Source organism: Streptomyces sp. NPDC012935 (genome assembly GCF_042900345.1).
GTDB lineage: Bacteria > Actinomycetota > Actinomycetes > Streptomycetales > Streptomycetaceae > Streptomyces.
On record NZ_JBIBBC010000034.1, the window covers coordinates 25,002 to 34,664 of the forward strand.

The following is a 9,663-nucleotide window of genomic DNA, read 5'->3' on the forward strand; positions in this document are numbered from 1 at the left end:
TTCCCCGCCGCCGCTTCCCACTACCCCAGCTGGCACGCCCTGGACATCGCGAGCGTCTCGGCACACCCTCCCGTCGGGAGGGGGGAAACAAAAGGACGGCCACCGGCATCCGCATCCCGGGTTGCTGTGGAAGCCTGCCTGAACGGCGTGTTTATCGCCCCTGGCGTGGCACCTGCCTGTGTTACGCAGGGAACTGGTACAGCTGTGCGGGCGGTGTGGCGACACAGTGAGGCTGCCGCGTTGGCGCTGCGGCGACGGTGGCGGGTCCGGGCCGTGAGCGGGATCTGGTGGTGCAGGCCGGCAAGGCACCTGCCTGTGTTATGCAGCTGGCCGCATGCGTGGCGTGGGGGGTGGCCAGTTGGTGGCTGGGGGCTCCGATAACGTTCGTCGCGCCGCGGGTGGCGGTCGTGCTGGTGGAGTCGACGGCGTACCGGTCGATCGCCCATGGTGTGCAGCAGTTGGCGGCGATCGAGGTGGGCACGGTAGTGGCGACTGGCGCCGCGCTGATGCTGGACAGCACGATGGGGGCGATGGTTCTGGTCCTGCCGGCGGCCGTGCTCCTGGGCAGTGGCCGCGTCTGGGAAGCCGGGGCGTTTACGCCGCCGCGGGTGCGTTGTTTGTCCTGACCGGCGGGCAGGCGACCGTCGCTGCTTCGGTGGCCCGCATCGTGGAGGCGGTTTTCGGCGCGGTGGCCGGCATCGCGGTCAACACACTGATCAGGCCTCCGGTGTACTTGCGCGACACCCGTGCCTCGTTGGAGGACGCCGCTAGTGAGGCCGCAGGAGATCCTGGATGGGTGGCCGATGGGCTGGCCGGTGGCGAGTGGGATGGCCACGCGGCCGGGGAGTGGCACGAGCGCGCGCTGCGTCTGGGAGGCCTGGTCGACCAGGCCCGCTCCGCGATCGGATGGAGCCGGGAAAGCATGCGCGTCAATCCCCGTGGACGCCGCAGGAGTGCCGTCCCGCCCACCAAGGCTTACGACGATGCTCTCGGCGTACTGGACTACGTCGCCGTGCATACCGCAGGTGTGACTCGGGCGGTGCTTGAGGCCGTCGCACGTGACGAGGGCGGCCCGGCCCGGCCCACAACTCACCGGCCCCTATGCGGACTTCCTGTGCCATACCGCCAGCGCTGTCGGTCTCTACAGCCAGATCCGGTTGGCCTCAAGCGGTCCTGCCCCCTCCGCTGCCGGGGCGCTGAGTGTGGCTGTCGAGGAGCTTCGCCGTACGCCTGACGAAATCCGCCTCGGCTGCCCGGCGCCCTTCCGGACGACCCGGATGCGCTGGTGTCGTACGCACGCTGCTGGCCCAGGCGCGTCGTCTGGCCGATCAGTTCGCTCCAGACTGAGGCTGTCGAGAGCGAGAGCGAGGGCGAGAGCGCGACCGGGCGGTGATGCTGTCTCAGAGCCAGCCATTGCGGTGAAAGGTCCGGTGCAGCAGGACCGCGGCGGTGACCATCACGGTGATGGCGAGCGGGTAACCGTACGCCCAGTTCAGTTCGGGCATGTGCGCGAAGTTCATGCCGTAGATTCCTGCGATGAGGGTCGGGGTGGCCAGGATCGCGGCCCAGGCGGAGATGCGGCGCATGTCGTCGTTCTGCCACGTCCCGACCCGGGCGAGGTGGGCGTCGAGGGCGGAGTTCAGCAGTTCGTCCAGGGAGCGCACCTCGGTGTCGGTGCGGTGCATGTGGTCGGCGACGTCGCGGAAGTACGGAAGCATCTCCCGGGGCCATTCCGCGCGGGGGCCGGCGAAGTCCTCGGCTACCGGCGCCAGGGGTTGCACGGCGTCGCGGAATTCGAGGACCTCGCGTTTCAGGGAGTAGATGTCCTCGGTCAGGTCATCGCGGGCGTCGGAGAACACGCGCCGTTCCAGTGAGGTCAGGTTGGCTCGGACCTGGGCGGCGGCCTCGGTGTAGGAGTCGACCACGGTGTCCAGGACGGCGTGCAGCACGGCGACGGGGCCGAACCGCAGCATCTGCGGATTCTCGGCGAGTCGCCGGGCCGCCTCGCCGGTGGGATCGGCCGGGCCGTGACGGACGGTCAGAGCAAAGCGCGAACCGGTGAAGACCATCACCTCGCCCGTCTCCACCTCACAGCCTTCTTCGACGTACCACAGGGTTTTCAGCGCCACTGCGAGTACCTCGTCGTACCGCTCCCTCTTGGGCCGCTGATGCGCCTGGACGGCATCTTCGACCGCCAGCGGATGCAACCCGAGATGGTCTGCGAGTTCTTCCAGATCGCCTGGGCCGGGCTTGTCCAGGTGCACCCAGCAGAACTCCCCTTCCCCCACACGCTTCAGGCTGTCCATAACCGCAGCGTGGCCGCCGTCGGCCTGCCGACAGTCCACCTGTTCCTGCTCGCCGCGGGGCTCACGGTAGATGACACTCCTCATGCTTCACGCCTGCACCGCCGCGACGATTGCATGCCTTCCACCAACGGCCGGCCAGCCGTGTGGCACACCGTCCGCACGAGATGATCACGCCCTCTTCACGACTTGGGTCTGTGCGTCGCCCGGTCCGGGCTACCCGAGGGAAAGGAACCCGCCCCCACAAGGGAGCTGCCATGATCTTCGCCGCCCTCCTGCTACCCCCGGGGCTGATGTGCCTGGTGCTGGCGCTGGGACGCTATGAAGAGTGGCTGCTCAAGCAGCCTGCGCAACCCGCGCGTCATGCCCGCCGACGGCGCCACCTGTCCCTCGTTCCGCACACCGGCCCCCAGGCGGAGCAGAGCGGCAGCGAGTCCAGGCGGCGGATCGCCGACGCGGCATGAGCGCGTGCGGCGGACGGTGCCGTGGACAAGGCTCTTCCGTACTGCCGGAGTTCTGAGAACGAGACCGTGCCCGCCAGGTACGGGTGAAGTGGTGTCCGCGCCCCGCAGTTCGTCTCAACAGCGGTTGCCAATGCGGCCATACGCTGCGGTCAGAGGGTCCCCGCTGTGGCGCAGCTACGGCGACGCATGCTGGTGGTGTCGGCAGAGAGCGGCATCGAGGGTTTCGCGTGCGGGGTCGGGCAGTTCCCCGCCGGGAGGCCAGTCGACGAGGGCGTCGGCTATGGGCGCGGGTCAGCATTCCCTATATGAGTCGACGATTCTCCTCCCGCCTATGAGTCGACGGTTCTCCCCCCGCAAGGCCAGCAGCTCCTCCTCGGCATCTTCCGCGGAGGTGTGACCCACTGGAAGGGACCCGGTCTCAGGGTGCCGATCAGTAGTAGTCATGTCTCTGCGCCCACCCGGGGCGCGGCGGGCCATCCGGGTCCCGTCGGTGAACGGCTCGCAAACCGCGGCAGCGCCCAGCTGCGCATGCTCACGGGGACGCCGCACCTCGCCTGCCGCCTCGTGGGTGGCCCCGACAGTAACTCCCTCCTCCGGGGCGCCTGGGGCGACCGATGGGTTCCCGGGGGGCGAGTTGCCGAACGGAGAGCCCGCAGGCCGTCGGGCGAGGATGCTTTAGCCGCTGTGGGGTTCGGCGCCGTCGGGGTGGTGAACGTAGAGGCACTTGAGCTGGTTCATTGCTGACTCAGGACCTGCTCCGCTTCGCGTACTACCCGCTGGGCGCTGGGATCCAGCGTCTGGGGCTGCCCTTCTGGTACCCGCCCCGGCCTCGCGGCAGGCTTCGACGGGTTTCGGGCGGGGCGATGCCACGGCAGGAAGAACGAGCGGACTCGGCGGCAACGCCGCTTGCGGGAAGTCGCCCACCAGCGTGCCAGCAGGATGAAGGCGGTGACGGCTGCCGCGGTGAAGGCAAGATGAGGGTGGGCGGTCACAGGTGTGCCCTTCCTTCCGGAAAGCCGACCGCCCGTCGACGTCAGCCCAAGTAAGGATTGCGGGGGACGACGTCGACGGGAGTGGTCAGCCGGGCCAGGTGCCGGTCAGCTGACGGGTAGCGGTGGCACCGCCGCGGTCGACGGCAGCTTTGACGCCGGCGAAGATCGCTCCCTGCAGGACGGCTGCCGACAGGACCTCCCGCCAGGTGCGCTGCTCGTCGGTGGCGTCGGGGGCGTCCTCGTCGTGCCCGAGCTTCTTCCAGACCTGCTTGAACACCGCACCGGCCAGCACGCCGCTGATGGCGCCCATGGCCATACCGACCGGCTTGTAGGCGATCTTGGATGCTTTCATCGGTGCCTCCTGGAGCGACGGATGAGCACCAGCGCGATGAGTGCGCCAGCAGCTGCGAGCAGCGGTGTGCGGTTGGCCCGCGCCGCCTGCATGCCCTGGCCGGCCCTTTCGCGAATCGGCTCCGGAGCCTTCTCCCGGGCGAGCTGCCCGGCATGGGCTGCCTTGTCCCGGACCTGTTCGGTGGCCGCGGCGGCCTTGGCGCGCACCGGCTCCGGGGTCCTGTCGTGCACCACGTGGGCCGCGTGCGTCGCCTTGTCCCGCACCTGAGCCTTGACCTGTGTGGTCTTCTCGGCGACTTGCTGCTTGAGGGCCGTTGTCTTCTCCTGGGCGCGGGTCTTGACGTCGGTCTTCGCCGCGAGCGCCTCGACGGTCTCGCCGAGTTCCTCGCGGGTCGCCTCGACCTGCTCGCGCAGTTCCTCGGGGGAGGGTGTGGCCTCGTCGCCGGTGTGCTGCTTGTCCTGGGTCATCGCTGTGACTTCTCCTTGATCTCGGCTACATCGGCCTTGACGCTGTCCACGGTCCGCTCCGGCGTCGGCGGGGTTGCCTTGCTGATCTGCTGCTTACCGAGAGCCGCCATCAGCGCGGTGACGGCGGCCAGCACGGCGGTGACGATCAGCGCCGCCACCCACACATCCATAACGAGCGACAGAGCAGCGATCACGGTGGCCACGAGTGCCTGCAGAGTGAGAACACCCGCCAGGCCGGCGCCGCCGAACAGGCCACCGCCCTTGCCGAACCTCCTGCCCTTCTGGGTCATCTCCGCCTGTGCCAGGCGCATTTCGTCGCGGACCAGCTGCGACAGCTGCTGCGAGGCACGCTGGACGAGGTCACCGACCGGTTCCTGCGCTCCGCCGTCGGTCCGGGGGGAGCCTTCTGCTGTCATAGGTGCTCACCTGTCCTTCCTCGGCGTTTCCGGCTGCGAGATTCGGCGTTCGTTCGTGCCCGCCAGCGGTCATGGCCTGCCCGTGGGGGACCAAGCGGCGATCTCCTTCCACCGTCTGATCGCGTGCCCGAGTACCCAGGCAACGACGCCTCAACGGTCGTTAGAGCACTGTCGCCACAGCAGCCGCGGTGCGGCCCGAACCAGGGCAGCCGCAGCCAGCCCGATCACGCCCCCAGCGGCCACGTCGGAGGGATAGTGCGCACCGCTGTGCACCCGCTCCACGGCCACGGTCACCGCCGACACCGCACAAGCGGCACCGGCGGTCGGCCATACCGGCATGACGGCACCGGCGAAAGCGACGGCGGCAGCCGTGTGACCCGAGGGAAAGGAGGAGCTGTCCGGGCGGTCCTGAAGATCTTCCGCCGGCACCCACTCCTGTGGCGGGCGGCGCCGTTCGTACACCTGCTTGGCGACGGCGTTGGACAGCACCTGCGCCACCGCCATGGCTGAAAGCCCAGTGGCGGCGGCTGTGCGGCCACGCCACCCGCCCGCGGCGGCCATTACGCCGGCCACCGCCCACCACATCTTGGTGTGCTCGGCCGCCTCCTCCACCGCGGGCGCGAACCGTCGCACCCAGGGCGGTCCCCACGCGATCGACCGCCTGGCCAGCCGGCGATCCCCGTCGCGCAGATCTGCCAACACTCTCATGACCAGCGACTTCCCGTCCCCGGGCCGTCCCACACCGAGCCCGTCATCCAGTTGATGCCCTCGCCCAAGGCCCGCGGGTGTGCTCGCGAGACGAACTCCACCCCCTCAGGATTCAAGGCGGCGGCGGTCCTCCTCGTCCCACTTGCGGGTGTCTCGTGGCTCGACGTACGGCTCCTCGCCGGCCGGATGGCCGCCCTCGACGGCACGCTGACGGTTCATTTCGGCGTCGAACTCCAGGCCGAGCAGGATCGCCAGGTTCGTGATCCACAGCCACAAGAGGAAGATGATCACGCCGGCGAAGGTGCCGTAAGTCTTGTTGTAGGAGGCAAAGTTCGCCACGTACAGCGCGAACCCGGCGGAGGCAATCATCCAGATCACCAAGGCCAGGAAACTGCCCGGTGTAATCCAGCGGAAGCCGCGCACCTTCGCGTTCGGCGTCGCCCAGTACAGGATCGCGATCATGATCGTGACCAGGAGCACCAGCACCGGCCACTTGGCGATCGACCACACCGTCAGCGCCGTGTCCCCGAGGCCCAGCGCGGTACCGACCTGCCGGGCCAGGCCACCGGTGAACACGACGATCACCGCACTGATCACCGCCATGACCATCAGCGCCACGGTCACCCCCAGCCGGACCGGCAGCACCTTCCACACCGGACGGCCCTCGGGGACGTCGTAGACGGCGTTCGCACTCCTGATGAACGCGGCGACATAGCCCGACGCCGACCACACCGCCAGCACCAGACCCACAATCGCCATCACCGAGCCGATCCCGGCGTTGCCCTGCATCTGCTGCACCGCGTTGCTCAGGACGTCCCTCGCCGCACCCGGGGCGAGCTTTTGGATGTTGTCCAGCACCTGCTGCGTCGCCGACTGCCCGACGATCCCGAGCAGCGAGATCAGCGCCAGTAGGGCCGGGAACAGCGCCAGGATGCTGTAGTAGGTGAGCGCCGCGGCCCGATCGGTCAGCTCGTCTTTCTTGAACTCCTTCAGGGTGCCTTTCAGCACCGCCCCCCAAGAGCGCTTGGGCAAGTCGGACGGTGTGTCCGGCGCCTGCTGCTCCACCTGCTCATCCGGTCCGACACCCGTCCCCCGCCCGGCCTCGACCTCGTGGTCGGCCGCGGTGTGCCCGCCGTGCCTTCCATGCCGTTTCAGTGTCCGTGCCATGCCATTCGGGTATCCCGGGCGAACGCATCCCATCCCAGCATTCACGACGAAATTATGCTCTTTGCGTGTTTTGCGGCCCTTTATGGCTCGTCGGGCAGGAAGGCCAGCTGAAAGGGGGATCGCGATGATCACCCGCGAGCAGATCCCGACCGTTCTGGACCACCCCGTCTACGACACTGACGACTCGTCGCCGCGCCCGTTCGGTAGACCGGCTGGCCGGCTCGTGGTGCGCGAAGAGCCCCCTCTTGTCCTTTGCGAGCACTCGCTGTCCGTGTCGATCGAAAGCCCGGACGCTGTCGCGATCAGTAGGTGGCCAGGGAGATGGCGATGTAGTGCGCGGTGAAGGCTGCCACAGTCAGGGCGTGGAAGACCTCGTGGTAGCCGAACCAGCGGGGTGAGGGGTCGGGCCGCTGTAGGGCGTAGACAACCGCGCCCGCGCTGTAGAGGAGACCGCCGACAACGATCAGGACGACTACGGCTGCTCCGCCGGTGTGCAGAAGGTCGGGCAGGTAGCGCACCGGTGCCCATCCCAGGGCCAGATAACACGGGGTGTACAGCCACCGCGGAGCTCCGACCCACAGGACACGGAACACTACGCCGGCCAACGCTCCGGTCCATACGATCCACAGCAGCATGGACCGCTGTTCCGGCCGGAGAAGGAGCACGGCCAGGGGGGTGCAGGTGCCGGCGATGATCAGGAAGATGTTGGCGTGGTCGAGTCGTCGGAGAAGAGCCTCGCCCAGTGGTCCCCAGGTGCCGCGGTGGTAGATGGCGCTCGTTGCGAACAGCAGCCAGGCGGTGACCGAGTACACGGCGCAGGCCAGGACTGCCTGCGGAGTACGGGCCAGGCAGATGAGTACGACGCCCGCGATCAGTGCGGTGGGGACCATCCCGGCATGGAGCCAGCCACGCAATTTCGGCTTGATCGGTTCGGCCAGGTCGGCCGCCCGCTCCATCAGGGCGGCAACCGAGTGACCCTTCTCCCCTGCATGTCCGCCTTGCGATCCGTCGGGGAGCCGGTCTTCACGGCGCTCTCCACGCGCTGAGGCGACGTGACCGTATTCGACTTCAGCGGCGTCACGGGACACAGCTTCTCGTTCTCCCTCGGGCGACTGGGCATCACTGGCAGCAATGCCGTAATGCCGTAATGCCGTAATGCTAAAGACCTCACTCCGGCAGCGTCATGGGAGGTCGGTCCAGACCCCCAGGGCCATCGCCGGGCCCGGGCCGACCCGTCACCGGGTGAACTACACCCCCGTTGACCCTGCCGCCGATTTGGCCTGCCCAAGCCGAGTAGATCGGCCGGCCATGGGAAAGATCAGGGCTTACGAACGGGCATCTCCGCTCGCCTACGCGCAAGGATCGCCGATGCTTCCTGAGGTCCGCCCCCACGTATCCGCCGACCTGGCACACCAGTTGGAACATCAATTGGGTCTGGCTTCGGCACTCGAAGCCGGCCAACTCGATGTGGAGCGCGTAGCAGGGATCGCAGTCGTCGCAGCTGCCCACTCCGACGGCTATGCGGCAACCGGCCATCTCCTCGGGCTGCTGGCAGCGCTGCCTGCCCCCACCGAGGCAGGCGAACGCTTCTGGTCGGACCTGTGGAGGTCCTCTGGCACCGCGTACCTGCTACCCGTCAACATGAAGGCTCAGGTGCTGCGTTCTCTGGAAGGAGAGGGAACCGCCCTGGCCAGGCAGATCCTCTCGGCCGTCGATGAGATGACCCCGCCTCAGCGCGTCGCGGCAGGGGAGGTGATCGTCTGCATGCGGACCGCAGATGGGACGATCCGGTCGGACGGCAAGCCTTCCTCGACGCCTGGACCGGCACCTGACCGTCTGCTGCCCCAGACTGCGCGAACAGAGGCGCAGGGCATGCCGCACCCGAACCGGACGACGCTCGAAGCGACTGAGGTCAGGAAGTTCGGGCCGAGGTCGCATCCGCCTCCGCCGCAACAGATCAGGGGCCACGCAGCAATGGCTGCGCGGCCCCTGATCCTGTGCACGCCCGGCACGACACCAGGCGCTTGGCCCGGTGGGCGACAAAGCCCGCGCGGGCGGCGCTCACCGGACGCAGTGTGCGCAATGCCTCGCGCAGGTCTGCGAGGTCAGGCCGGGGTGATGTTCTCGGCCTGCGGGCCCTTCTGGCCCTGGGTGACGTCGAACGTCACGGCCTGGCCCTCCTGGAGCTCACGAAAGCCTGTGGAGTTGATCGCGGAGTAGTGCGCGAAGACATCCGGGCCGCCGCCGTCCTGGGCGATGAAGCCGAAGCCCTTCTCCGCGTTGAACCACTTCACTGTTCCTGTTGCCATGTCCTATGCCTTCCAGTCGATGAACGCCTCCCACTCCCTGTGGCAGACGGAGGTGATCGCCCTGGTCCCTGCGGCACAGCACAGCAAAAACGCCCACACCAGAGGCGTGGGCAAGAGGGAAATCCGAACCACGACAGCTGACGCAGACGTTACACGCCCACACGCCGCGTCACCATAGGAAAAGATCACGCTGCACATCGAGACCGTGCGTGGGACGCCCGCCGACGCTGACGGGCACGCTCATCTCATTCTGCTGCTGGTGGGTCCGCTGATTCGGCGGCGCGGCGGTATTCGGCGTTGATGCGCTGGGCTTCCTCGAGCTGGTCTTCGAGGATGACGATGCGGCAGGCGGCCTCGATGGGGGTTCCGTGGTCGACGAGTTCGCGGGCGCGGGCGGCGATGCGCAGTTGGTAGCGGGAGTAGCGGCGGTGTCCGCCTGCGGAACGGAGCGGGGTGATCAGGCGGGCTTCACCGATGGCACGGAG

General features: G+C 68.2%; 11 protein-coding genes. 2 read left to right on the plus strand and 9 right to left on the minus strand.

Annotated elements, in window-relative coordinates:
• Positions 1-398 precede the first annotated feature (398 nt).
• A complete protein-coding gene (locus tag ACFY5C_RS40500) occupies positions 399-626 on the plus strand; it encodes a hypothetical protein (RefSeq protein WP_389455053.1) in 228 nt (75 codons plus the stop codon).
• 774 nt (positions 627-1,400) lie between these two features.
• Here ACFY5C_RS40500 and ACFY5C_RS40505 read toward each other — a convergent pair.
• Positions 1,401-2,306 carry a magnesium and cobalt transport protein CorA gene (locus ACFY5C_RS40505; protein WP_389455055.1) on the minus strand — a complete coding sequence of 302 codons (906 nt, stop codon included), beginning with the start codon at positions 2,304-2,306 and terminating at the stop codon, positions 1,401-1,403.
• A 254-nt stretch (positions 2,307-2,560) separates the two neighbouring features.
• On the opposite strand from ACFY5C_RS40505, the gene ACFY5C_RS40510 reads away from it, so the two are divergent.
• On the plus strand, positions 2,561-2,767 hold the full coding sequence (locus tag ACFY5C_RS40510; protein WP_389455057.1) for a hypothetical protein: 207 nt from the start codon (positions 2,561-2,563) through the stop codon (positions 2,765-2,767).
• A gap of 1,077 nt (positions 2,768-3,844) precedes the next feature.
• Here ACFY5C_RS40510 and ACFY5C_RS40515 read toward each other — a convergent pair.
• The 8 genes from ACFY5C_RS40515 to ACFY5C_RS40550 all read right to left on the minus strand — a co-directional run.
• Positions 3,845-4,111 (minus strand): DUF4235 domain-containing protein, encoded by a 267-nt coding sequence (locus tag ACFY5C_RS40515; RefSeq protein WP_389455059.1) that lies wholly within the window; start codon positions 4,109-4,111, stop codon positions 3,845-3,847.
• Positions 4,108-4,578: a DUF3618 domain-containing protein gene (locus ACFY5C_RS40520; protein ID WP_389455061.1), complete on the minus strand. Its 471-nt coding sequence runs from the start codon at positions 4,576-4,578 to the stop codon at positions 4,108-4,110. The genes ACFY5C_RS40515 and ACFY5C_RS40520 overlap by 4 nt, the downstream gene beginning before the upstream one ends.
• Positions 4,575-4,994 carry a phage holin family protein gene (locus ACFY5C_RS40525; RefSeq protein WP_389455063.1) on the minus strand — a complete coding sequence of 140 codons (420 nt, stop codon included), beginning with the start codon at positions 4,992-4,994 and terminating at the stop codon, positions 4,575-4,577. Before ACFY5C_RS40525 ends, ACFY5C_RS40520 begins: the two co-directional genes overlap by 4 nt.
• A 150-nt stretch (positions 4,995-5,144) precedes the next feature.
• A complete protein-coding gene (locus ACFY5C_RS40530) occupies positions 5,145-5,702 on the minus strand; it encodes a phosphatase PAP2 family protein (RefSeq protein ID WP_389455065.1) in 558 nt (185 codons plus the stop codon).
• A 105-nt stretch (positions 5,703-5,807) separates the two neighbouring features.
• The gene (locus ACFY5C_RS40535; RefSeq protein ID WP_389455075.1) at positions 5,808-6,869 is read right to left on the minus strand and encodes a YihY/virulence factor BrkB family protein; all 1,062 of its coding nucleotides are present in this window, start codon (positions 6,867-6,869) and stop codon (positions 5,808-5,810) included.
• A 302-nt stretch (positions 6,870-7,171) separates the two neighbouring features.
• Entirely contained in the window at positions 7,172-7,957 is a 786-nt protein-coding gene (locus ACFY5C_RS40540) for a hemolysin III family protein (RefSeq protein ID WP_389455067.1), read from the minus strand.
• 1,017 nt (positions 7,958-8,974) lie between these two features.
• Entirely contained in the window at positions 8,975-9,178 is a 204-nt protein-coding gene (locus ACFY5C_RS40545) for a cold-shock protein (protein ID WP_030212004.1), read from the minus strand.
• Positions 9,179-9,423: 245 nt separating this feature from the next.
• On the minus strand, positions 9,424-9,663 hold a 240-nt coding region (locus ACFY5C_RS40550), incomplete at its 5' end, for a MerR family transcriptional regulator (RefSeq protein ID WP_389455069.1).

Bases quoted from the DNA above. Each gene is read 5' to 3' on its own strand.
- ACFY5C_RS40505 (WP_389455055.1), bottom strand. From the start codon at position 2,306: ATGGACAGCCTGAAGCGTGTGGGGGAAGGGGAGTTCTGCTGGGTGCAC.
- ACFY5C_RS40510 (WP_389455057.1), top strand. From the start codon at position 2,561: ATGATCTTCGCCGCCCTCCTGCTACCCCCGGGGCTGATGTGCCTGGTG.
- ACFY5C_RS40515 (WP_389455059.1), bottom strand. From the start codon at position 4,111: ATGAAAGCATCCAAGATCGCCTACAAGCCGGTCGGTATGGCCATGGGC.
- ACFY5C_RS40520 (WP_389455061.1), bottom strand. From the start codon at position 4,578: ATGACCCAGGACAAGCAGCACACCGGCGACGAGGCCACACCCTCCCCC.
- ACFY5C_RS40525 (WP_389455063.1), bottom strand. From the start codon at position 4,994: ATGACAGCAGAAGGCTCCCCCCGGACCGACGGCGGAGCGCAGGAACCG.
- ACFY5C_RS40530 (WP_389455065.1), bottom strand. From the start codon at position 5,702: ATGAGAGTGTTGGCAGATCTGCGCGACGGGGATCGCCGGCTGGCCAGG.
- ACFY5C_RS40535 (WP_389455075.1), bottom strand. From the start codon at position 6,869: ATGGCACGGACACTGAAACGGCATGGAAGGCACGGCGGGCACACCGCG.
- ACFY5C_RS40545 (WP_030212004.1), bottom strand. From the start codon at position 9,178: ATGGCAACAGGAACAGTGAAGTGGTTCAACGCGGAGAAGGGCTTCGGC.